The sequence below is a fragment of the Cedecea sp. genome (assembly GCF_036500665.1).
Lineage (GTDB): Bacteria > Pseudomonadota > Gammaproteobacteria > Enterobacterales > Enterobacteriaceae > Cedecea.
This window is the reverse complement of record NZ_DASYBS010000086.1, coordinates 29,324-51,559: the sequence shown is the minus strand read 5'-3', so window position 1 is coordinate 51,559 and position 22,236 is coordinate 29,324. Positions and strand designations below refer to the sequence as shown.

The 22,236-nt window shown below is 57.0% G+C and carries 19 protein-coding genes; 14 read left to right on the top strand and 5 right to left on the bottom strand.

Annotated features, from left to right (window positions below; translation table 11 throughout):
- Positions 1-73 precede the first annotated feature (73 nt).
- Both nuoM and nuoN read left to right on the top strand, forming a co-directional pair.
- The gene (nuoM, locus tag VGM55_RS13795; RefSeq protein WP_038480887.1) at positions 74-1,603 is read left to right on the top strand and encodes an NADH-quinone oxidoreductase subunit M; all 1,530 of its coding nucleotides are present in this window, start codon (positions 74-76) and stop codon (positions 1,601-1,603) included.
- A gap of 7 nt (positions 1,604-1,610) precedes the next feature.
- Entirely contained in the window at positions 1,611-3,074 is a 1,464-nt protein-coding gene (nuoN, locus tag VGM55_RS13790; protein ID WP_331635782.1) for an NADH-quinone oxidoreductase subunit NuoN, read from the top strand.
- 55 nt (positions 3,075-3,129) lie between these two features.
- Here nuoN and VGM55_RS13785 read toward each other — a convergent pair whose 3' ends face one another.
- The gene (locus VGM55_RS13785) at positions 3,130-4,032 is read right to left on the bottom strand and encodes a LysR family transcriptional regulator (protein ID WP_331635781.1); all 903 of its coding nucleotides are present in this window, start codon (positions 4,030-4,032) and stop codon (positions 3,130-3,132) included.
- Positions 4,033-4,145: 113 nt separating this feature from the next.
- Between VGM55_RS13785 and VGM55_RS13780 the strand changes: the two genes are divergently transcribed.
- From VGM55_RS13780 to menE, 9 genes are all read left to right on the top strand, one after another.
- Positions 4,146-5,003 carry an NmrA family NAD(P)-binding protein gene (locus tag VGM55_RS13780; protein WP_154188115.1) on the top strand — a complete coding sequence of 286 codons (858 nt, stop codon included), beginning with the start codon at positions 4,146-4,148 and terminating at the stop codon, positions 5,001-5,003.
- Between the two features lie 37 nt (positions 5,004-5,040).
- A complete protein-coding gene (locus tag VGM55_RS13775) occupies positions 5,041-5,490 on the top strand; it encodes a GNAT family N-acetyltransferase (RefSeq protein ID WP_154188114.1) in 450 nt (149 codons plus the stop codon).
- A gap of 67 nt (positions 5,491-5,557) precedes the next feature.
- Positions 5,558-5,854, top strand: a complete 297-nt coding sequence (elaB, locus tag VGM55_RS13770) for a stress response protein ElaB (RefSeq protein ID WP_154188113.1) — start codon at positions 5,558-5,560, stop codon at positions 5,852-5,854.
- Positions 5,855-5,965: 111 nt separating this feature from the next.
- Entirely contained in the window at positions 5,966-7,267 is a 1,302-nt protein-coding gene (gene menF / locus VGM55_RS13765) for an isochorismate synthase MenF (RefSeq protein ID WP_331635780.1), read from the top strand.
- 82 nt (positions 7,268-7,349) lie between these two features.
- Complete coding sequence (menD, locus tag VGM55_RS13760; protein WP_154188112.1) at positions 7,350-9,020, top strand: 2-succinyl-5-enolpyruvyl-6-hydroxy-3-cyclohexene-1-carboxylic-acid synthase; 1,671 nt, start codon at positions 7,350-7,352, stop codon at positions 9,018-9,020.
- Positions 9,017-9,790, top strand: a complete 774-nt coding sequence (gene menH, locus VGM55_RS13755) for a 2-succinyl-6-hydroxy-2,4-cyclohexadiene-1-carboxylate synthase (RefSeq protein WP_331635779.1) — start codon at positions 9,017-9,019, stop codon at positions 9,788-9,790. Before menD ends, menH begins: the two co-directional genes overlap by 4 nt.
- 9 nt (positions 9,791-9,799) lie before the next feature.
- Positions 9,800-10,657, top strand: a complete 858-nt coding sequence (gene menB / locus VGM55_RS13750; protein ID WP_154188110.1) for a 1,4-dihydroxy-2-naphthoyl-CoA synthase — start codon at positions 9,800-9,802, stop codon at positions 10,655-10,657.
- A complete protein-coding gene (gene menC / locus VGM55_RS13745; RefSeq protein ID WP_154188109.1) occupies positions 10,657-11,622 on the top strand; it encodes an o-succinylbenzoate synthase in 966 nt (321 codons plus the stop codon). Before menB ends, menC begins: the two co-directional genes overlap by 1 nt.
- Positions 11,619-12,992: an o-succinylbenzoate--CoA ligase gene (menE, locus tag VGM55_RS13740; RefSeq protein WP_331635778.1), complete on the top strand. Its 1,374-nt coding sequence runs from the start codon at positions 11,619-11,621 to the stop codon at positions 12,990-12,992. Before menC ends, menE begins: the two co-directional genes overlap by 4 nt.
- Positions 12,993-13,006: 14 nt before the next feature.
- Here the strand turns inward: menE and katA are convergent, their stop codons facing one another.
- Complete coding sequence (katA, locus tag VGM55_RS13735) at positions 13,007-14,455, bottom strand: catalase KatA (protein ID WP_331635777.1); 1,449 nt, start codon at positions 14,453-14,455, stop codon at positions 13,007-13,009.
- 265 nt (positions 14,456-14,720) lie between these two features.
- Here katA and VGM55_RS13730 point away from each other — a divergent pair, with 265 nt between their 5' ends.
- Together VGM55_RS13730 and VGM55_RS13725 are read left to right on the top strand one after the other, a co-directional pair.
- Positions 14,721-15,263, top strand: coding sequence for a YfaZ family outer membrane protein (locus VGM55_RS13730; RefSeq protein WP_154188106.1), 543 nt, complete (start codon positions 14,721-14,723; stop codon positions 15,261-15,263).
- A gap of 95 nt (positions 15,264-15,358) precedes the next feature.
- Complete coding sequence (locus VGM55_RS13725; RefSeq protein WP_154188105.1) at positions 15,359-16,555, top strand: nicotinamide mononucleotide deamidase-related protein YfaY; 1,197 nt, start codon at positions 15,359-15,361, stop codon at positions 16,553-16,555.
- A 3-nt stretch (positions 16,556-16,558) separates the two neighbouring features.
- Here VGM55_RS13725 and glpC read toward each other — a convergent pair whose 3' ends face one another.
- From glpC to glpA, 3 genes are read right to left on the bottom strand one after another with little or no spacing between them, the layout of a single operon-like run.
- The gene (glpC, locus tag VGM55_RS13720) at positions 16,559-17,761 is read right to left on the bottom strand and encodes an anaerobic glycerol-3-phosphate dehydrogenase subunit GlpC (protein ID WP_331635776.1); all 1,203 of its coding nucleotides are present in this window, start codon (positions 17,759-17,761) and stop codon (positions 16,559-16,561) included.
- Positions 17,745-19,013 (bottom strand): glycerol-3-phosphate dehydrogenase subunit GlpB, encoded by a 1,269-nt coding sequence (gene glpB, locus VGM55_RS13715; protein ID WP_331635775.1) that lies wholly within the window; start codon positions 19,011-19,013, stop codon positions 17,745-17,747. The genes glpC and glpB overlap by 17 nt, the downstream gene beginning before the upstream one ends.
- On the bottom strand, positions 19,010-20,620 hold the full coding sequence (glpA, locus tag VGM55_RS13710; RefSeq protein WP_331635774.1) for an anaerobic glycerol-3-phosphate dehydrogenase subunit A: 1,611 nt from the start codon (positions 20,618-20,620) through the stop codon (positions 19,010-19,012). Before glpA ends, glpB begins: the two co-directional genes overlap by 4 nt.
- A 261-nt stretch (positions 20,621-20,881) precedes the next feature.
- On the opposite strand from glpA, the gene glpT reads away from it, so the two are divergent.
- Positions 20,882-22,234, top strand: coding sequence for a glycerol-3-phosphate transporter (gene glpT / locus VGM55_RS13705; protein WP_154188102.1), 1,353 nt, complete (start codon positions 20,882-20,884; stop codon positions 22,232-22,234).
- The last annotated feature ends 2 nt before the right edge of the window (positions 22,235-22,236 follow it).

Here is a 22,236-nt window from a genome sequence, read left to right as displayed (position 1 = left end):
GGCTGAATACCTCCTCTGGCGCTGGGAAGTGAGCGATGTTTAAGAATTATTTTGACTTAGGGACTCAAACGCCATGCTATTACCCTGGCTAATACTAATCCCCTTTATCGGCGGCTTCTTCTGCTGGCAGACCGAACGCTTCGGCGTGAAAGTGCCTCGCTGGATAGCGCTGATTACCATGGGGCTGACACTGGCTCTCTCTCTGCAATTGTGGTTGCAGGGTGGCTACTCACTGACGCAGGCGGCGGGTTTGCCGCAGTGGCAGTCTGAATTTGTTCTGCCGTGGATCCCACGTTTTGGCATTGAAATTCACCTGGCGCTCGACGGTCTGTCGCTGCTGATGGTAGTGCTGACCGGCCTGCTCGGCGTGCTGGCGGTACTTTGTTCCTGGAATGAAATCGAAAAATATCAGGGCTTCTTCCACCTCAACCTGATGTGGATCCTCGGTGGCGTTATCGGCGTGTTCCTTGCCATCGACATGTTCCTGTTCTTCTTCTTCTGGGAAATGATGCTGGTGCCGATGTACTTCCTGATTGCACTGTGGGGCCACAAAGCCTCCGACGGGAAGACGCGTATTACCGCCGCAACCAAGTTCTTCATCTATACCCAGGCGAGCGGCCTGGTGATGCTGATAGCTATCCTTGGCCTGGTGTTTGTGCACTACAACGCGACCGGGGTGTGGACCTTCAACTACGAGCTGCTGCTGAAAACGCCGATGTCCCACGGCGTACAATGGCTGCTGATGCTGGGCTTCTTTATTGCCTTCGCGGTGAAAATGCCGGTGGTTCCGCTTCACGGCTGGCTGCCGGATGCGCACTCTCAGGCACCGACGGCGGGTTCCGTTGACCTGGCGGGTATCTTGCTGAAAACCGCAGCCTACGGCCTGCTGCGCTTCTCTCTGCCGCTGTTCCCTGAAGCGTCCGCAGAGTTCGCGCCAATCGCCATGTGGCTGGGCGTCATCGGCATCTTCTACGGCGCGTGGATGGCCTTTGCTCAGACCGACATTAAACGCCTGATTGCTTATACCTCCGTTTCCCACATGGGCTTCGTGCTGATTGCTATCTACACCGGCAACCAGCTGGCTTACCAGGGCGCGGTGATTCAGATGATTGCCCACGGTCTGTCCGCAGCGGGTATGTTCATCATCTGTGGTCAGCTTTATGAGCGTCTGCACACCCGTGATATGCGCATGATGGGTGGCCTGTGGAACAAAATTAAATGGCTGCCGGGTCTGTCGATGTTCTTCGCTGTTGCCACCCTGGGTATGCCAGGGACCGGTAACTTCGTTGGTGAATTCATGATTCTGTTCGGCAGCTTCCACGTTGTGCCGGTCATTACCGTGATTTCAACCTTCGGCCTGGTCTTCGCCTCCGTTTACTCCCTGGCGATGTTGCACCGCGCTTACTTCGGTAAAGCTAAGAGCGAAATCAGCGATAAACAGCTGCCTGGCATGTCCATGCGCGAGTTCTTTATCATTCTGTTGCTGGTGGTGCTGTTAGTTCTGCTGGGCTTCTTCCCGCAGCCGATTCTGGATACTTCGCATTCTGCGATGAGCAATATTCAGCAGTGGTTTACCAGTTCACTTTCTACTACAAGGCCGTAATTCGCTCATGACTTTAACGACTCAACACTTGATCGCGCTGCTACCGCTGTTGATCGTCGGATTGACGGTGGTGGTTGTGATGCTCTCCATTGCGTGGCGACGCGACCATTTTCTGAATGCTACGCTGTCGGTTATCGGCCTTAACGCCGCGCTGATTTCACTGTGGTTTGTCGGTCAGGCAGGGGCGATGGACGTCACCCCGCTGATGCGCGTTGACGGCTACGCCATGCTCTACACCGGGCTGGTGCTGCTGGCGAGCCTGGCGACCTGTACCTTTGCCTATCCGTGGCTGCAGGGCTACACCGACAACCGCGAAGAGTTCTACCTGCTGGTGCTGATTGCTGCCCTCGGCGGCATCCTGCTGGCTAACGCGAACCACCTCGCGGCGCTGTTCCTCGGCATTGAATTGATCTCTCTGCCGCTGTTCGGCCTGGTCGGCTATGCCTTCCGCCAGAAGCGTTCTTTGGAAGCAAGCATCAAGTACACCATTCTGTCAGCGGCGGCATCGTCCTTCCTGCTGTTCGGTATGGCGCTGGTTTACGCCGAGTCCGGTAGCCTGTCGTTTGTTAGCCTCGGTAAGAGCCTGGCGGACAATATGCTGCACGAGCCTCTGCTGCTGGCGGGTCTGGGCCTGATGATAGTCGGCCTTGGCTTCAAGCTTTCTCTGGTGCCGTTCCACCTGTGGACGCCGGACGTCTACCAGGGCGCACCTGCCCCGGTCTCCACCTTCCTGGCGACAGCCAGCAAGATTGCCATTTTTGGCGTGGTGATGCGTCTGTTCCTCTACGCACCTGTGGGCAACAGCGAAGCGGTTCGTGTGGTGCTGGGCATTATTGCCTTCGCCTCTATCCTCTTCGGTAACCTGATGGCGCTGAACCAGTCCAATATCAAGCGTCTGCTGGGTTACTCCTCTATCGCCCACCTTGGCTACCTGCTGGTGGCGCTGATTGCGCTGCAAACCGGCAATATGTCGATGGAAGCGGTAGGGGTTTATCTGGCCGCTTACCTGTTCAGCAGCCTGGGGGCGTTCGGCGTGGTTAGCCTGATGTCCAGCCCGTACCGTGGCCCGGATGCCGACTCACTGTTCTCCTATCGTGGTCTGTTCTGGCACAAGCCGGTGCTTTCTGCGGTAATGACCGTGATGATGCTTTCCCTGGCGGGTATTCCAATGACCCTGGGCTTCATCGGTAAGTTCTACATCATCGCAGTCGGCGTTCAGGCCCACCTGTGGTGGCTGACCGGTGCAGTGGTACTAGGCAGCGCCATCGGCCTTTACTACTATCTGCGCGTGACCGTGAGCCTGTACCTGAGCGCACCTCAGCAGCTTAACCGTGATACCCCATCTAACTGGAACTGGGCGTTGACCGCGGGCGGCGTGGTGGTGCTGATTTCTGCCCTGCTGGTGCTGCTGCTGGGTGTTTATCCGCAGCCGCTTATTAGCCTGGTGCAGTTAGCGCAGCCGCTGATGTAATCGGGTTTACGAAACCGTTCAAAAACCGCCACTTGCTGGCGGTTTTTTTATGGGCTCAGCCTTTGGCCAACTCAAGAATAAAATCCAGAAAACAGCGGGTGCGTGCGGCGGGATTGATACGTGAAGGGTAGTAAGCATAAAGCGGGAAGCGCTCGTCCGGCCAGTCAGGGAACAGATCTACCAGCAACCCTTTCTGCACCAGTTGGTCAGAGCCAAAGGTCATCATCTGCGCTATCCCGTGGCCGCTGAGGCAGGCCTCGTGCAGCATACGGGCATCGTTCAGGGTGAGCCTTCCCTCCACCGGAACGTTGATTACCCGCCCCTCGCGGTGAAACTCCCACTCAAACGGCCTGCCGGTTTCCGGGTCGCGAAAATGAATGCAGGTATGCTCCATCAGCGCTTCTGGCGTTGGCGGGCGACCAAAGCGTTCAAGATAGGCGGGGGTGGCAACGGTCATGATCCTTGTCTCCAGCAGCTTCCTTGCCACCAGGCTGCTATCACGCGGAACCCCAAATCTGACGGCCAGGTCGAAACCTTCTGAAATCATGTCACCCAACCTGTCACGGGTGACCAGATCCAGCTCAAGGTTCGGGTAACGTGACATAAAGGTCTCAATTTGCGGGCCGAATACCAGGCTTGAAAAGAAAGGATCGATATTAACCCGTAACCTGCCGGTTACCGCTTTGGTTGCCAGCGAAGCGCTGCTGGTGACGTCTTCCAGCGCTGCCAGCAGCGGCAGTATCTGGCGATAAAAGTCTTTGCCTTCTACCGTCAATGACACCGCGCGTGTAGTGCGGTCGAAAAGGCGGATACCGAGGCGTTTCTCAAGCCGTGCAATGGCCCGGCTGACCCCCGGAGGCGACATATTGATGACTTCCGCGGCGGCGGCAAAAGTGCCGCTTTCCACCACGGCGGTAAATACAGACAGGCCGTCAAAAGCCCGATCGTTGAAAATCATATTGGTGCCCCGAAGTCATCAGTGAATTGTCTATGGTGCTATCGATACAACATAGCGGCTTCAGCATAATGCCGTCCACACCCTGTGGTGGAATGAGAAACTGGAGAAACAGTATGTTCGCAATTACGGGTATTACCGGACAAGTTGGCGGTGCGCTGGCTAAAGTACTGCTTGCTGAAGGACACGGGATTCGTGCGGTGGTACGCAATGAAACGAAAGGGCTGCCGTGGGCACAGCAGGGCGCTGACGTTGCGCGGGCGGCAATGAATGATGGCGAGGCGTTGGCTCAGGCGTTCACGGGCGCTGATGCCGTATTTATCCTGCTGCCGCCGGTGTTTGATCCTTCGGGGGATTTCGCAGAGCCGCGAGCCAATATTGCTGCCATAAAGCAGGCGTTACAGGTCGCCCGCCCGCAGCACGTTGTCTGTCTCTCAACTATTGGTGCACACGCCACCCAGCCAAATCTCCTGAACGCTTTGGGGATCATGGAAAAAGAGCTGACGAATATTTGCGAGTCGGTCGTTTTCCTGCGTGCGGGCTGGTTTATGGAAAATTTCCTCTGGGATGTGGAAAGCGCGAAGGAGACCGGCGTGATCTATAGCCATCTGCAGCCCCTGGAGCGGGCTATCCCGATGATTGCGACGGCGGATATCGCCGCGCTTGCTGCTGAACTGTTGGCTCAGCCAGAACCAGGAACTCGCATTGTGGAGCTGGAAGGGCCGCAGCGTTACAGCCCGCAACTGGCAGCCGAAGCGTTCTCTCAGGTTCTGGGGCGTCCGGTAACGGCAGAAGCGGTGCCGCGTGAAAACTGGGCGGCGGATTTCCTTGCTCAGGGCATGAGAAACCCGCTCCCGCGCATGCAAATGCTGGACGGCTTCAACGAAGGCTGGATTGATTTCACCGGCGAAACGGTGAAAGCTGCCACACCTCTGGAAACTGTGCTAAAACAGTTGCTTGAGCGTCATCAATAACCCATCAGGTGGCGCCTGAATCAAAAGGAGTTTTTCAATGCTTAACTGGCAGGATTTACACCATTCTGAGCTGAGCGCCACCGATCTTTATGCCCTTCTGGCCCTGCGCTGCGAAGTCTTTATTGTTGAGCAGCGCTGCGCTTATCTTGATGTTGATGGTGAGGATTTGGTGGGAGAGAACCGCCATATTCTCGGCTGGCGTGACGGCAAGTTAATTGCCTATGCCCGCATTCTTAAAAGCGACAACGAACTGGAGCCGGTGGTGATTGGCCGCGTCATTGTGGATGCATCCGTACGCGGTGAAAAGCTTGGCCAGCAGCTCATGACCCAGGCGCTTGCTGCCTGTCAACGTCAGTGGCCTGACCGGGCTATTTACCTGGGCGCTCAGGCACATTTGCAGGCGTTTTATGCCCAGTTTGGTTTCCATCCGGTCACCGAAGTGTATGACGAAGATGGCATCCCGCACGTTGGCATGGCTAATCGATAGCAGGCGAAACCCGTTCAGGTTGTCTATAGTTAGCGGACGAGAAATTTTTTAACACGGAGAAAAAGGTATGCAACCGTATGAATCTCGTCTCGATGATGACCTTGCGCTGTTAAGCGACACGCTTGAAGAGGTCCTTCGTTCCTCCGGCGATCCGGCTGACCAAAAATACATTGAGCTAAAGGCGAAAGCGGAACAGGCGCTGAACGACGTGAAAGAACGCATCAGCAACGCGTCGGACAACTACTACTACCGTGCCAAAAAGGCGGTTTACCGTGCTGATGATTATGTGCACGAAAAGCCCTGGCAGGGCATAGGTGTAGGGGCTGCGGTAGGGCTGATGATAGGGCTTTTACTGCGTCGGTAAGCTTGTCCTCGCCTGAGAACGGCAAATAAAGAATCTTACCCCCTGGGTAGGATTTTTTTTTGCCGCAACGACCACGTATAATAAGGGGTTTTTACAGCGCGTGAGGTAAAGGTGAATTCAGTCGCCGTAGCACTGCAGCAAATGCAGCAGGAATTAGCAGGAGAATTTGCGGATGCGCCGGGCCTTCAGCGCCTGTGCGTGCCGGTCACGCTGAGTGACGCCTCCGATCCTCTCGCATGGCTAACTGCTCAACCCCTCTATCCTCAATTTTACTGGCAGCAGCGCAGCGGTAATGAAGAAGTTGCGGCGCTAGGTGCACTGCTGCATTTTTCTGCTCTGGAACAGGCTCAGGCTTTTTTACAGTCTCATCCGGGGCAGCCTTGTCTGCGCGTCTGGGGGTTAAATGCCTTCGACCCGTCGACCGGATTTCTCTTTCTCTCGCGCCTGGAATGGCGACGGGTAGGTGGCGAAGCGCATCTTTGGCTGCATCTGTATAGCGAAACGTCCCTGAAGCAGGATGCTTTAGCCGCTGCGGCATTTATTGAACAGCTCCTGCCCGCGAAACTGCTCCCACAGTTAAATCTCAAATGCCTGGGTGAAACGCATCTCCCTGAGCAGCCTGAATGGCACCGCCTGGTCGACCAGGTGGTCAGCGCGATTAGCCAGGATGAGCTGGATAAAGTCGTACTGGCGCGTGCGACCGACCTGGCGTTTTCTTCCCCGGTTTCTGCCGGCGGATTCATGGCCGCAAGCCGCCGGGTGAATCTGAACTGTTACCATTTCCTGATGGCGTTCGATGCGCAAAATGCTTTCCTGGGCTCCAGCCCGGAACGCCTGTGGCGAAGAATCGACGATGCGCTGCGCACCGAGGCGCTGGCAGGCACGGTGGCTAACCACGCCGACGATGCTCAGGCCGCGAAACTAGGCCAGTGGCTGCTAAAAGATGACAAAAACCAGCGTGAAAATATGCTGGTGGTAGAAGACATCTGCCAGCGGCTACGGGAGGCGGTAGGTGCGCTGGATGTGCTGCCGCCGCAGGTGATGCGGCTGCGTAAGGTTCAGCATCTGCGACGCTGCATCTGGACCCGCCTCAAGCGTCAGGATGATGCACTTTGCCTGAAACAGCTACAGCCAACCGCGGCGGTAGCAGGGTTACCGCGTGAGCTTGCCCGCGCATTTATTGCCGCGAACGAGCCTTTTGAACGTGAATGGTACGCGGGCTCGGCCGGATATTTGTCCCGCCACCAAACGGAGTTCTGCGTGGCGCTGCGCTCGGCAAAAGTGAGCCACACCGGCGTTCGCCTTTACGCGGGAGCGGGCATTGTCGCCGGATCGGTTGCCGCAGAAGAGTGGCAAGAGATTGAAAATAAAGCGGCAGGATTGAAGACGCTGCTTATTGGCGGCGGCAACTGAATAAGTTATTCACGACGCAAATCAATTTAACTTTTGCCATAGTATTTATAATCAATCGTCGAAATTGACTGCGGACAATATTATGTCGATAAGCTCATTTAACCGTCGCTGGGCGGGCGTCATACTCGAAGCATTGACCCGACATGGGGTGCGGCACGTGTGCATCGCGCCCGGTTCCCGCTCAACGCCCTTGACCCTCAGCGCGGCGGAAAATCGCAGTTTCATTTGTCATACCCATTTTGATGAGCGCGGCCTTGGTCATCTGGCCCTTGGGCTGGCGAAGGCGAGCGGGGAGCCGGTGGCGGTTATCGTGACCTCCGGCACCGCCGTTGCCAATCTTTATCCTGCCGTGATCGAAGCCGGGCTAACCGGCGAAAGGCTTATCTTACTGACGGCTGACCGCCCACCTGAGCTTATTGACTGTGGTGCAAACCAGGCCATTCGTCAGCCAGGACTGTTTAGCTCGCACCCCACTGAGGTTCTTAACCTACCTCGCCCAACGCACGACATTCCTGCCCGTTGGCTGGTGTCCACGGTCGACAGCGCCGTAGGCCAGCTGCGAGGTGGAGCACTGCATATCAATTGCCCGTTTGCCGAGCCGCTATACGGTGCCCCGGATGATACCGGCCTTGACTGGCAAAACCAGCTGGAAGGCTGGTGGGAAGGAGACAAACCCTGGCTCCGTGACATGAGCGAAAATGCGGTTCTGAAGCAGAGAGACTGGTTCTTCTGGCGACAAAAACGGGGCGTGGTGGTGGCCGGGCGGCTTTCTGCCAGCGAAGGCGAACAGGTGGCGACATGGGCGCAAATGCTCGGCTGGCCGCTTATCGGTGATGTGCTTTCGCAAACCGGCCAGCCGCTGCCGTGCGCCGATTTGTGGCTAAGCAATAGCCAGGCCGTTGCGTGCCTGGAGCAGGCGCAAATCGTCATTCAGTTCGGCGGCAGCCTGACCGGAAAACGGGTACTCCAGTGGCAGGCCGCCTGCCAGCCGGAAGAGTACTGGCTGGTGGATAAACTGCCCGGGCGTCTTGATCCTGCTAATCATCGTGGCCGCCGTCTGGTTGCAGGGGTAGAAGCCTGGCTGGAAAAACACCCCGCGGAAAAACGCATCCCCTGGGCAGAAAAATTAACCTCCCTTGCCTGGCAGGCGCTGGAAAAGGTTGAAGAAGGCACGGGTGAATTTGGTGAAGCTCAGGTGGCCCAGCGTTTACCTCGCATACTGCCGGAAGGTGGCCAGCTGTTTGTTGGCAACAGTCTAATTGTTCGTTTGATCGATGCTTTTGCGCAGCTGCCTGTAGGGTATCCGGTCTACAGTAACCGAGGGGCCAGCGGCATTGATGGTCTGATTTCAACGGCGGCCGGGGTACAGCGTGCAACGGCACGTTCCACGCTTGCCATCGTCGGCGATATTTCCGCACTTTATGACCTTAATGCGCTCGCGCTGCTGCGCCACGTATCTGCGCCTTTTGTGCTTCTGGTGGTTAACAACAACGGCGGGCAGATTTTCTCCCTCCTGCCGACGCCTGCCGAAGAGCGCGAACGTTTCTATTGCATGCCGCAGAACGTGAATTTCGCCCATGCCGCCGCAATGTTCGACCTGGGTTATCAAAATCCTGATAGCTGGATAGCGCTGGAGGAAGCCGTGCGTCGTGCCTGGCTGCGCCCTGGCGCGACGGTGATTGAAATAACGGTGCCGGAAACCGCCGGTGCCCAAACGCTGCAACACCTGCTGGCTCAGGTCAGCCAGGCATGATCCTTCATGCCGTACCGCATTTGGGGCGCCGTTCAGACTTGCCCTGGATTGTCTGGCTGCATGGTTTTCTCGGCGGCCATCAGGAATGGCAGGCTTTCCCTCCGCACTTTCCTGACTGGTCGCAGCTGCGGGTAGATCTGCCCGGCCACGGCGGTTCCGTCGGGATCCGGGTGCACGACTTTGCCGATGTCGATAGCGCTTTACGGGCGACGTTAGAACATTACGGCATCCGCAATTACTGGCTGGTGGGTTACTCCCTCGGTGGACGTATAGCGATGTATCATGCCTGCCAGCCCGAAGGTAAAGGGCTGCGAGGGCTGGTGGTGGAAGGCAGTCATCCGGGTTTAGTCCGCAAGGCAGAGCGTGAGTTGAGGGCGCTGAGCGATGCGCGTTGGGGACAGCGCTTAACGCATGAGCATTTCCAGACTGTCCTCCGGGACTGGTATCAGCAGCCGGTATTCCATTCGCTGAGTCACGAACAGCGCGCTGCTTTGGTTGCCCTGCGTGAGCAAAACAATCCGAAGGCGCTCGCGCAGATGCTCGAGGCCACATCGCTTGCTCGTCAGCCCGATTTACGCAGGCCGCTTTGCCAGCTTGCGGTTCCTTTTCATTATTTATGCGGCGAGCGGGACGAAAAGTTTCGCGCCGTCGCCGCTGAGCTTAGCGGTTCTCCGGAGCTGATCCCCAACGCCGGCCATAACGCCCATCGGGAGGCGCCCGCCGCGTTCAGCTCGGCCCTGTTAACCCTCTTTCGTCACTATGACCTGTAAGGATCCCTCATGATTTACCCTGATGAACAAATGCTTTATGCACCGGTTGAATGGCAGGATTGCTCCGAAGGCTACACCGATATTCGCTACCATAAATCCAGCGACGGCATCGCCAAAATCACCATTAACCGCCCGGAAGTACGCAACGCGTTTCGTCCGCTAACCGTCAAAGAGATGATTAACGCGCTGGCCGACGCACGCTATGACGACAATATCGGTACCATTATTTTGACCGGCGAAGGTGAAAAGGCCTTCTGCGCGGGTGGCGACCAGAAAGTGCGCGGCGACTACGGCGGCTATCAGGACGCAAGCGGCGTTCATCACCTGAACGTGCTCGACTTCCAGCGCCAAATCCGTACCTGTCCTAAACCGGTTGTTGCTATGGTAGCGGGCTTTTCCATCGGCGGCGGCCACGTGCTGCACATGATGTGTGACCTGACCATTGCCGCTGAAAACGCCGTCTTTGGCCAGACGGGCCCGAAAGTAGGCTCTTTTGACGGTGGCTGGGGCGCGTCCTATATGGCGCGTATTGTTGGCCAGAAAAAGGCGCGCGAAATCTGGTTCCTTTGCCGCCAGTATGACGCGAAAGAAGCGCTGGATATGGGGCTGGTCAATACTGTCGTACCGATCGCCGATCTGGAAAAAGAGACCGTGCGCTGGTGCCGTGAAATGCTGCAAAACAGCCCGATGGCGCTGCGCTGCCTGAAAGCCGCCCTGAATGCTGACTGCGACGGTCAGGCCGGGCTGCAGGAACTGGCGGGCAACGCCACGATGCTGTTCTACATGACCGAAGAGGGTCAGGAAGGTCGCAACGCGTTTAACCAGAAGCGTCAGCCAGACTTCAGCAAATTTAAACGGAATCCATAATGCGCAGCGCGGCGCTGTGGCGCTTTCAAATCCCGATGGAGGCCGGCGTCGTGCTACGCGACCAGCGCCTCAAATTCAGGGATGGTCTGGTGGTACGTTTGACATCGGGCGAGCGTAGCGGATGGGGCGAGATTTCACCTTTACCGGGTTTTAGCCGTGAAAGCCTTGTGGAAGCCCAGGCGCAGGCCGAGCGCTGGCTCGAGCGCTGGATTGCTGACGAAACGTCTTCCCTGCCTGAGCTGCCGTCCGTCGCGTTTGGCCTTAGCTGTGCGCTGGCAGAAATAGACGGAACGCTGCCACAGGGAGCAGACTATCGTGCGGCCCCGCTGTGTACCGGCGATCCTGACGAGCTGATTCTTGCGCTGGCTGAAATGCCGGGGGAAAAAGTGGCGAAGGTAAAAGTTGGCCTTTACGAAGCCGTGCGGGACGGCATGGTGGTCAATCTGCTGCTTGAGGCCGTGCCTGAACTGCATTTGCGTCTTGATGCTAACCGCAGCTGGACGCCGCTCAAGGCACAGCAGTTCGCTAAATACGTTAATCCTGATCGCCGCTCGCGCATCGATTTTGTCGAAGAACCGTGCAAAACCCGCGAGCAGTCTCGCGAGTTCAGTCGGGAAACAGGGATTGCGATTGCCTGGGACGAGAGCCTGCGAGAGAGTGATTTCGTTTTCGCCGCAGAGCCGGGCGTTTCGGCAGTGGTTATCAAACCGACGCTGACCGGAAGCCTGGATAAAGTGCGTGAGCAGGTCACCTCCGCGCACAAATTAGGGTTAAAAGCGGTGATCAGCTCCTCCATTGAGTCGAGCCTGGGGCTGACCCAGTTGGCTCGCATCGCCGCCTGGCTCACGCCGGGAACCCTGCCGGGGCTGGATACGTTGTCCCTGATGCAGTCTCAGCTTGAGCGCAGCTGGCCGGGTAGCTCGCTGCCTTGCATAAGTGCCAATCAGCTTGAGCGTATTCGATGATCTTTTCCGACTGGCCGTGGCGTCACTGGGCAAACGTCCGGGGCGCAAACGTCGCGCTCCGCCTCGACGATGAGCGCTTAACCTGGCCAACCCTTTGCCAGCGCGTGGATGCGCTGGCGGGAGGCTTTCGCCAGCAGGGCGTAAAAGAAGGTGATGGCGTTGCGCTAAAAGCGAAAAATGGCCCGCAAACGCTGCTTGCCTGGCTGGCTCTATTGCAATGCGGCGCGCGGGTTCTTCCACTGAATCCACAGCTTCCTGAAAGCCTTCTTGCAGAGCTCTTGCCGTCGATGACGCTGAGCTACGGCATCAACTTAACCGACGTTTGTCCGCTGCCTGGCTTGACGCCGCTGCGGCTGGTGGATGCCGCTCCCTGGTGCGAAAGCTGGCGGCCATCGCGTTTCGCCTCTATGACGCTGACCTCTGGTTCAACCGGGTTACCCAAAGCGGCCGTGCATACATGCTCGGCCCACCTTGCCAGCGCGGCGGGTGTGCTGTCGATGATGGATTACGGCGCCGAAGATAGTTGGCTTTTGTCGCTGCCGCTGTTTCACGTTTCCGGGCAAGGGATCCTCTGGCGCTGGCTGCATGCCGGTGGCCAACTGAAGGTTTCTTCTGCTCAGTCGATAAGCGAAGCTTTACGGGAGTGCAGCCATGCCTCGCTGGTACCGACCCAGCTTTGGCGCCTGCTGGAGCAGCAGCAACCGCTGGAGCAGCAGCAACCGCTGGCGCTGCGTGAAGTGCTGCTGGGCGGGGCGGCGATTCCCGTGGAGCTGACGCAGCAGGCAGAAGCGCGTGGTGTGCGCTGCTGGTGCGGCTATGGCCTGACGGAGCTTGCTTCAACGGTATGTGCGAAACGGGCCGACGGCCTGCCTGATGTTGGTAAACCGCTGGCCGGGCGGGAAGTGAAAATCGTCGAGGAAGAAGTGTGGATACAAGCGGATAGTCTTGCCAGCGGCTACTGGCGCGATGGCAAGCTTATTCCGCTGGTGAATGAACACGGCTGGTTTGCAACCCGCGATAGAGGCGTTTTGCAGGCGGGGCAACTGATGATAATGGGACGCCTTGATAACCAGTTCTTCAGCGGCGGAGAAGGCATTCAGCCGGAAGAGGTGGAGCGAGTCATTGCGACACATCCCGCGGTACAGCAGGTATTTGTGGTGCCCGTTGATGACGCCGAGTTTGGGCAGCGTCCGGTTGCCGTAGTGGAAACAAGTGTGGGATGTGATTTGAACGAAATTGCCGTCTGGCTTGACGGAAAGTTGCCCCGTTTTCAGCGGCCCGTGCGTTGGCTAACCTTGCCGCAGGAGCTGAAACAGGGCGGGATTAAAATCTCCCGCCGCAGGCTGATGGAATGGGTTGCAGGGGCGTAGCCTCTGCAAATGTATTACCTGTCGTTTTTAAGCGCTTTAATTGCGTTAGCCACCCCTGCACCGTATTCAGGATGCACCTGGCTGAACAGACAAATCTGGCGCGCCTGGATGCTTTCCGGCACATCTTTCATTTCACCGGCAATACGGGCAAACATACGCTGATGTTCTTCAGCGCTGAGTAGGTTATACAGCGCCCGTGGCTGGCTGAAATAGTCGCCATCTTCGCGATGGTTCCAGTGGTCTGCCGCGCCTTCAAGGCTTAGCGGTGGCTCGCTGAAATCGGGCTGTTCCTGGAAAACATTAAAGCTGTTAGGCTCATAGGTCGCGCCGTTGCCGCTATTGCCGTCCACGCGCATCGCGCCGTCGCGATGGTAGTTGTGGAACGGGCATTTTGGTGCGTTAACCGGGATTTGATGGTGATTCACGCCCAGACGGTAGCGATGCGCGTCGCCGTAAGAGAAAAGGCGGCCCTGCAGCATCTTATCCGGAGAGAAGCTAATGCCCGGTACCACATTTGCCGGAGACATTGCTGCCTGCTCGACATCCGAGAAGTAGTTTTCCGGGTTGCGATTCAGTTCAATATACCCAACCTCAATCAGCGGGTAGTCGCCGTGCGGCCAGATTTTGGTCAGGTCAAACGGGTTGTACGGTGTTTTTGACGCTTCGGCTTCCGGCATAATCTGAATGAACAGCTTCCAGCGCGGGAAATCACCGGCCTCGATGGATTCGTACAGATCGCGCTGCGAGCTTTCCCTGTCTTCCGCAATGATTTTTCCTGCTTCTTCGTCCATCAGGTTCTCAATACCCTGTTGGGTTTTAAAGTGGAACTTCACCCAGAAGCGCTCGTTATCTTTATTAATGAAGCTAAAGGTGTGGCTGCCAAAACCGTGGATATGACGATAAGAACGCGGCAGGCCGCGGTCGCTGAAGTCGATGGTCAGCTGATGAAGGGCTTCGGGCAGGTGAGAGAAGAAGTCCCACTTATACGTTGGGTTGCGCAGGTTGGTACGCGGATCGCGTTTTACGACGTGGTTCAGGTCCGGGAATTTCAGCGGATCGCGGAGGTAGAACACCGGCGTGTTATTACCCACCAGATCCCAGTTGCCTTCCTCGGTATAGAACTTCATGGAAAAGCCGCGGATATCGCGCTCGGCGTCGGCGGCGCCGCGTTCACCGGCTACGGTGGAAAAACGCATAAACATTTCGGTTTGTTTGCCGATTTCCGAAAACAGCTTCGCGCGGGTGTAGCGGGTAATATCGTGAGTGACGGTAAAATGGCCGAAAGCGCCAGAACCTTTGGCGTGCATACGGCGCTCGGGAATCACCTCCCGGTCGAAATGCGCTAACTTTTCAAGAAACCAGACGTCCTGAAGCAGCATAGGGCCACGCGGGCCTGCGGTAGCGACGTTGTTGTTATCGGCAACGGGTGCGCCTGCGGCGGTGGTTAATCCTTTCTTGCTCATCAATGCCTCCCTAAGACCTGGGTCAAGTTGTTACAGAAAAGCGTTAAATATAGACCATATTTATAATGTGACTACATTCATTGCTGAAACACTGTTGCACTTTCAGCCGCAGTCATTCCTTGATCTTGTCCCGGGAAAGCGCGTCTTTTCATTTCCTTACAATCAAGGAAGTGTTGGCATTTTCTCACGCGTTAATTAGATAATGCGGCACGCCATCCAGAGGCGTTTTCAAGGGCTGCCCTTTTTCTTTTTCAGGAACCAAGGAATGAATAAATTATTTTTAGCCAGCGGCGCGGGTCTGCTGCTGGTTTCAGCAACGGCGAGCGCCATCGGTGTAAGCGGTGAAGTGGGTAAGGAATACACCAATATTGGCGTTGGCTTCGGTACTGAAAGCAGCGGTATTGCGGTAAATGCTAACTATGCCCACAACGATGATAATGGCGATGCGGTCGGGCTGGGTCTTGGTTTTAATATCCCCCTGGGGCCGCTGATGGCCACCGTAGGTGGACGAGGCGTTTACTTGCATCCAAAAGACCGCAAAGAAGGTTATGCCATAGCGGCAGGCGGTGGTCTGAAATGGCCAATCACTTCTGATATCGCGATCTTTGGTGATTACTATTACTCTCCGGACTCTCTGTCCAGCAGCGTGAAGGACTATCAGGAAGCGAGCGCAGGGGCTAGCTGGAACTTTATGCGTCCGTTTTCGGCCCAGGTCGGCTACCGCTATATCAGCCTCGGTGGCAAAGACGGCGACCGTACCGATACCGTTGCCGACGGCCCGTACGTTGGCGTAAGCGCCAGTTTCTGATTTATTCCAGCGCGACACTTTTGTCGCGCTTTTTCTTCCCGCCTGTTGTCCTCGTCTGCGCTATAGTGGGGCGTTCCCCTCCCGCGGAGTAGAAGATGTTAAAAGTAGAAATGCTGTCAACCGGCGACGAAGTGCTGTACGGGCAAATTACGGACACCAATGCAGCCTGGCTTGCCGATTATTTCTTTAATCAGGGGTTACCCATGTCGCGGCGTAATACGGTAGGCGACAGCCTTCCTGACCTGATTTCAGTGCTGAAAGAGCGTAGCTGCGAGGCTGATATCCTCATCGTAAACGGCGGCCTTGGGCCAACCAGCGATGATTTAAGCGCTCTGGCGGCGGCCACGGCTGCGGGCGTTGAGCTGGTTGAGCACGTTGAATGGTTAACCCATATGGAGCAGTTCTTTGCCGAACGTGGGCGAGTGATGGCGCCGAGCAACCGCAAACAGGCGCAAATCCCGGCCAACAGCGAAATGATCGACAATCCCGTCGGTACCGCCTGTGGTTTTGCTTTGAAATTAAACCGCTGCCTGATGTTTTTTACGCCCGGCGTGCCGTCAGAATTTAAGGCCATGGTCGAAAAACAGATAATGCCGCGGCTGCGCGCGCGCTTTACGCTCCCTGAACCCCCGGTATGTCTGCGCTTAACCACGTTTGGACGCTCCGAAAGTGAGCTGGCACAATGCCTTGATCCACTGACGTTGCCGGATGATGTGGTGATGGGATATCGCTCATCCATGCCGATTATCGAGCTCAAGCTCACCGGCCCGGCCAGCCAGCGTGAAGCCATGGAAGCGGTATGGCCGGAAGTGCGCCGTGTGGCAGGAGACAGCCTGATTTTTGAAGGGACCGAAGGGCTTCCTGCGCAAATAGCACGCCGCCTCGCCGAGCGTTCACTGACCATCACCGTGAGCGAGCAGTTTACCGGCGGCCTGCTGGCGCTGCAGTTGACACGAGCGCATGCTGCGCTGAAAGCTAGCCGTGTTTTACCGCAGGAGGCTGGCACGCTGGCGGAGGCGCTGAAGTCCAGCGCAGACCTGCGCCAGAGCCAGCAAAGCGGCGTGGCCCTGGTGATAGCAGGTGAGGAAGCGCAGCAGATCAACTTTGCGCTCTCCACGCCGGACGGCACCTTTGGCCTTGGCGTGAAGTTTGGCAACAGTCGCCATGCGTTAGCCACCCGCCAGGAGGTGTGTGCCATGATGGCGCTTAACGTGCTTCGCCGCTGGCTCAACGGCCAGCCGCTGAAAGCCGGGCACGGCTGGATTACGGTTGTGGAGTCAGCAAGCCTCTAGGTATCAGGCGAGCGCCCGTGCCAGCAGCGTAATCGGGTGCTCGCAGCGTTTGCTGGTGGACATCTCTATCTGCCATTTACAGGTTTCACAGTCGGTGACCACCAGGTCTACGCCGCTCTTTTCTATCTGCCTGAACAGCGGCGCGCCGATGCGCTGAGAGGCGGTATAGTTTTCCTTTTTAAACCCATAGGTTCCGGCAATGCCGCAGCACTGGGAATCCAGCATCACCAGCTCCACGCCGGGAATTCGGCGCAGCAGTTCAACGGAGTAGAGCGTCCAGCCCATTTTTTCCATATGACACGGCGTATGGTAAGCGATGCGAAGCGGCGTATTTTTTAGCGCCAGCGTTCTGCCATCCTCTTCCAGAAGTTTCCAGATGTGGCGCGTTGCCAGTTCAATCCGATCGCGGATTGGCGTGGTATCAACGCCCAGTATGTGCGGGTATTCGTCACGCAGGGTGAAAGTACAGGTCGAAGAGGTTGAGACAACCGGTAACCCTTGCTGGATAACGGCTTCTTCAAGCGAGCGGGCATTTGCCGCCGCCTGTTTTTTTGCCTTATCGATAAAGCCATTAGCGATAAGCGGTACGCCGCAGCACTTCTCTCTTTTGAGCAACTGCACGCCGATGCCCATCGCGTTAAACACCTTAACCATGTCCTTGCCGAGCTGCGGGTGGTTGTAGTTCACAAAACAGCCATGGAAGAACGCTACCTGCTGCGGGAAGCTGGCCTGCTGCTGCGACTGGCGACGATACCACTGGCGGAAGGTACCAAAAGAGTATTTGGGCAGCTCGCGGTGGGAATCAATGTTTAACGCCTTATCCAGCAGCTTGCGTACGGGCTTCATGCCGGTGGTGGCGTTCACCAGTGGAGCAAACGGAGTAGAGAGCGTGCCCATTAAGTCGGTATGGCTAAGAATGGCGTCGCGCAACGAGGGCTTGTGTTCGCCGTACCTGGCCCGTGCCCGCTGAATGATATCGCCAATTTTTACCTCGGACGGGCAGGAGACTTCACACCGTTTACAGTTGGTACAGTACTTCAGCGCTTCATCATACAGCGATGGATCTTTAAGACGCAGTCGCTCACCGTCCGGCCCGGCTTGTTTGGGGCCCGGGTATTCCGGGCGTACGCGGCTAACCGGGCAGGCCGTAGTGCAGACCGTGCATTTAATACAGCTTTCAAAGCTGGTTTCATCGAGCAGGTTCATGGTGAACCTCCGCAGTAGTGAGGATGCTGTCAGCAGCGAAGAGCGCCGTTAGCATCGACACGCCGGCCCCACATCCTTGTTGTATAGGGTCAAAGCTGCCCAGCACCGAGCCGATGGCATAGAGATTTTTTGTGTATTCGCCCTGGTGGAATGGTTGAAGGCGGGCGTTAACCTTTACCCCAAACTGCAGCCAAGGCTGTGGCGCAAAGAAATCTGCTTTGCTCCATGAGGTTCGCTCCTCCGGCACCTCGACGCCCAGCCCGAATATCGGTTCAAAGACGCGTTGCCGGTCGGCCTCCAGTCCACCGCTAAAGAAGCTTCCACTGGCCAGAATGACATTGCGGGTACGCAACGGGACTTCACGATGATTTTTGGTGAACAGGGCGCTGATGCACCCTTGTTCAAGCTGAGCACCCGTTACGGTATCGCCAGGCATGATAAGGCCACCAAGAGACTGAAAGCGGCGGCGGAGCACGGCGTGTAGCCGCATTCCGGGTACCGACGGCGGCAGCGTAGGAAGCAGTTTTACCGGTACGTTAAGCGCGTGCTCCAGGGCTGAAAGCGTATCTCCTTCCAGACCCAGACAAGCGGGCAGAATCATCGCTTCACCGCGGCCCAGCAACAGCCGGAGTTCATCTATCAGCGCCCGGCGATTTTCCGGCAGATCCAGCACCCGGGCGATATTTACGGCACGAAACTCGCTTGGGTTATTACGTAATACGTCAAGCACGGGTAAGGTGAGTTCGGCGACGTGTGCGGCACAGCCCGAGGACGAAAGCGAACCGGCCACCAGCTCTGCCTGAAAGTCCAGAAAACCTGCGATATTGATCACCGTGACTTTTTGCCAGGGCAGTGGAGCCTGAGGCACCTCCGGCGGGCTTAGCCAGCTGGCCCTTTGTTTGCCCAGCGGGGTAATTCTCAGGTGGTTTTGGCGATAATGGCCCGTCATGGGGATGCCAGCCCTTGCCAGCAGTTGTTCGCTTTCTGCGGCAAAAGCCAACACGCTTTCTTTACCCATCAGGCTGTAGGGATGTTGGGGGGCCTGTTCAGCCAGGCTTTCCAGCGCGGCCTCAGGCTCCTGAACCGGGCTGCCGTCCGGCAGCGCAGACAGTAAATCCAGTGAACCAGAAGAGAAGTGCAGCGCACTTTGCCCGCGGCTGACGATAGCGCAGCGCTGCCCGTTTTCCGCCAGCTTTATTCCAGCGGTCAGTCCGGCGAGGCCGCTGCCGATGATAATCGTGTCGAATTTCATCTCTGTTCTCCGTTATCCAGTCCGCACAGCCCCTGGTAGACCCAGGCGGTAAATTCGCTTTCGCGTAACGCATTTCCCCAGGCTATCGGGCGGACACCTTTCCAGCGTTCGTTGAGGAAATGGGAAAGCTGCTCAAGCGACTGTGCCGGTGTGGTGAGCTGGAAGCGCTGCAGCAGGCCCGCGGCACGGCAGGCGCAAAGTTCGCCCTGGCAGGTGCCCATGCCCACACGCGTTCTGCGGCGTAAATCACCCAGGCTTTTTACGCCGAGGGCGTCGATGGCATAGCGAACCTCACCGGAGGTGACGGCTTCGCATTCGCAAACCAGGCTGTTGCTAAGCCGGCTGTTATTCAGCAGGCGGGTAGCGCGGTCGCCGTGCCGCCAGACGGCCGACCCGCGAATCGTAGGCGGTAAGGAGATAACTTTGCCCAGCGTTTGTTCTGCCGTTTGTTCGGAGCCCGGCAGCGGCGTCGAAGCTGTGGAGCAGGGGATATTGTTCCCAAGCCGCTCGCAAACCAGGTCCGTTGCCCATTCCGCCATCAGGCGGTAGGTCATGAGTTTGCCGCCGGTAATGGTGATAAAACCGTCCATGCCGTCGCGTTTCGCGTGATCCAACAGCACAATCCCACGGCTCACGCTGCGCCCCGTCGGATCGTTATCGCTGGCGACCAGAGGCCTGACGCCTGCGTAGGCTCGCAGAATACGGGTTTGGCCCAGTACCGGAGCCAGTTTTTCACCTTCGCGGATCAGAATATCTACCTCATCCGGCGTGACGGACATATTGTCAATCTGGTCGTAGTCAATGTGCGTGGAGGTGGTGCCAATAAGCGAGATGGTGTCGCCGGGGACAAGGATATCGGCGTCTGCCGGTTTACGGCAGCGGTTGATGACCATGTTATTGATTCTGTGGCCGAGGATCAGCAGCGCGCCTTTAGCCGGGAACATTTTTACCTTGAGATCGGCATATTCAGCAATGTGTTGGCCCCAGATCCCGGCGGCATTAACCACCATCGGAGCACGGAACTCCCCCGATTGCCGGGTGAGATGATTGAATACGCGCACGCCGCAGACCCTGGAGCCTTCCCGAATCAGGCCGGTAATTTCGCAGCCGGTGAGTACCTTTGCGCCGTGCTCTTTTGCATCGAGCATATTGGCAGCCGTAAGGCGAAAAGGATCGACCGTCCCATCCGGGACACGCACCGCACCGATTAACGCCGGGTTCGCTGATGGTTCAAGACGCAGAGCCTCTTTGGGGGCCAGCGCTTCTGCGTGAATCCCGGCCTGACGGCAGGCGGCAATAAACCCGCTCTGAAACGCCAGGTCGTCTTCCGGAAGCGTGATAAACAGACCGTCTGTGGGTTCGATGCAGTGGCGGGCGATGCGCCTCAGGATGCGGTTTTCCTCAATGCATTCTCGTGCGGATTCGCCGTCGGTGACCGCATAGCGCGCGCCGCTGTGCAGCAGGCCATGGTTGCGGCCGGTCGCGCCCGTCGCAATGTCGTGGCGTTCGAGCAGAAGAACACGCAGCCCACGTCGGGCGCAGTCACGTGCTATACCGGCTCCGGTTGCTCCTCCGCCAATGATAATCACGTCCGTCTCTCTGCTCACATGGCGTTCCTTTATCCCCGCATTATTTACTGTTATTCAGCCACAAATAAGGCACGAAATGTTTGATTGCGAGCAAATTCGAGCAATAAACGAAAATTATTCGTGATGCCATGCACCTTTTCGCCTCTTTGTAATAAAAATGTAACATTATGTGCGATGTTTCACAGTAAGTACGCGCGTAGATAACTACCATGTGCTCGAAAAAGAACATTAGGCAGGGGCCGCTTGCCCCCGCTGAACATCAACGCCACGGAGGCTCGTATGTTAAGTATCTTCAAACCCGCCGCGCATAAGACGCGTTTGCCAGAGGAGCAGATAGACCCGGTCTATCGTCGCCTGCGCTGGCAAATTTTCATGGGCATCTTCTTTGGTTACGCTGCTTATTACCTGGTGAGGAAAAACTTCACTCTTGCGATGCCATATCTGGTGGAGCAGGGCTTTTCCCGTGGCGATCTCGGTTTTGCGCTATCCGGGATTTCGATCGCCTACGGATTTTCGAAATTCATCATGGGTTCGGTTTCCGACCGTTCGAATCCGCGCGTGTTTCTGCCTGCCGGGCTTATCATGGCGGCGGCGGTGATGCTGTTTATGGGCTTTGTGCCGTGGGCAACGTCAAGCATCGCCGTGATGTTTGTGCTGCTGTTCCTGTGCGGCTGGTTCCAGGGTATGGGATGGCCGCCGTGCGGACGCACTATGGTGCACTGGTGGTCGCAGAAAGAGCGCGGGAGTATTGTTTCCGTGTGGAACTGTGCGCATAACGTGGGCGGCGGTATTCCTCCGCTGCTGTTCCTGCTGGGTATGGCGTGGTTTAACGACTGGCATGCGGCGCTGTATATGCCGGCTTTTGCGGCAATCATTGTGGCGATTATTGCTTTCGGTTTGATGCGTGACACGCCGCAATCCTGCGGTCTGCCGCCGATTGAAGAGTATAAAAACGATTATCCGGACGATTACAGCGAGAAAGCGGAAGAAGAGCTGACGGCGAAGCAGATCTTCATGAAGTATGTCTTCCCGAACCGCCTGCTGTGGTACATCGCGATTGCCAACGTGTTTGTCTACCTGCTGCGTTACGGCATTCTGGACTGGTCACCAACCTACCTGAAGGAAGTGAAGCACTTCGCGCTGGATAAATCGTCCTGGGCCTACTTCCTTTATGAGTATGCAGGTATTCCCGGTACGCTGCTGTGCGGCTGGATGTCCGATAAAGTATTCAAGGGCAACCGCGGTGCGACCGGCGTGTTCTTCATGGTGCTGGTGACAATTGCCACCGTGGTTTATTGGCTTAACCCGCCGGGTAACCCGGGCGTGGACATGGCCTGCATGATCGTCATCGGCTTCCTGATTTATGGCCCTGTGATGCTGATTGGCCTGCATGCGCTTGAGCTTGCACCTAAGAAAGCGGCGGGTACGGCAGCGGGCTTCACCGGCCTGTTTGGCTACCTGGGCGGCTCGGTCGCGGCCAGCGCCATTGTTGGCTATACCGTTGACTTCTTCGGCTGGGACGGCGGTTTTATCGTGATGATTGGCGGCAGTGTTCTGGCCGTGTTGCTGCTGATTGTGGTGATGATTGGCGAGCGTAAACAGCATGACGAAAAAATGATGAAGAACGGCTAAGG

Bases quoted from the DNA above. Each gene is read 5' to 3' on its own strand.
- nuoM (WP_038480887.1), top strand. From the start codon at position 74: ATGCTATTACCCTGGCTAATACTAATCCCCTTTATCGGCGGCTTCTTC.
- nuoN (WP_331635782.1), top strand. From the start codon at position 1,611: ATGACTTTAACGACTCAACACTTGATCGCGCTGCTACCGCTGTTGATC.
- VGM55_RS13785 (WP_331635781.1), bottom strand. From the start codon at position 4,032: ATGATTTTCAACGATCGGGCTTTTGACGGCCTGTCTGTATTTACCGCC.
- VGM55_RS13780 (WP_154188115.1), top strand. From the start codon at position 4,146: ATGTTCGCAATTACGGGTATTACCGGACAAGTTGGCGGTGCGCTGGCT.
- VGM55_RS13775 (WP_154188114.1), top strand. From the start codon at position 5,041: ATGCTTAACTGGCAGGATTTACACCATTCTGAGCTGAGCGCCACCGAT.
- elaB (WP_154188113.1), top strand. From the start codon at position 5,558: ATGCAACCGTATGAATCTCGTCTCGATGATGACCTTGCGCTGTTAAGC.
- menD (WP_154188112.1), top strand. From the start codon at position 7,350: ATGTCGATAAGCTCATTTAACCGTCGCTGGGCGGGCGTCATACTCGAA.
- menH (WP_331635779.1), top strand. From the start codon at position 9,017: ATGATCCTTCATGCCGTACCGCATTTGGGGCGCCGTTCAGACTTGCCC.
- menB (WP_154188110.1), top strand. From the start codon at position 9,800: ATGATTTACCCTGATGAACAAATGCTTTATGCACCGGTTGAATGGCAG.
- menC (WP_154188109.1), top strand. From the start codon at position 10,657: ATGCGCAGCGCGGCGCTGTGGCGCTTTCAAATCCCGATGGAGGCCGGC.
- menE (WP_331635778.1), top strand. From the start codon at position 11,619: ATGATCTTTTCCGACTGGCCGTGGCGTCACTGGGCAAACGTCCGGGGC.
- katA (WP_331635777.1), bottom strand. From the start codon at position 14,455: ATGAGCAAGAAAGGATTAACCACCGCCGCAGGCGCACCCGTTGCCGAT.
- VGM55_RS13730 (WP_154188106.1), top strand. From the start codon at position 14,721: ATGAATAAATTATTTTTAGCCAGCGGCGCGGGTCTGCTGCTGGTTTCA.
- VGM55_RS13725 (WP_154188105.1), top strand. From the start codon at position 15,359: ATGTTAAAAGTAGAAATGCTGTCAACCGGCGACGAAGTGCTGTACGGG.
- glpC (WP_331635776.1), bottom strand. From the start codon at position 17,761: ATGAACCTGCTCGATGAAACCAGCTTTGAAAGCTGTATTAAATGCACG.
- glpB (WP_331635775.1), bottom strand. From the start codon at position 19,013: ATGAAATTCGACACGATTATCATCGGCAGCGGCCTCGCCGGACTGACC.
- glpT (WP_154188102.1), top strand. From the start codon at position 20,882: ATGTTAAGTATCTTCAAACCCGCCGCGCATAAGACGCGTTTGCCAGAG.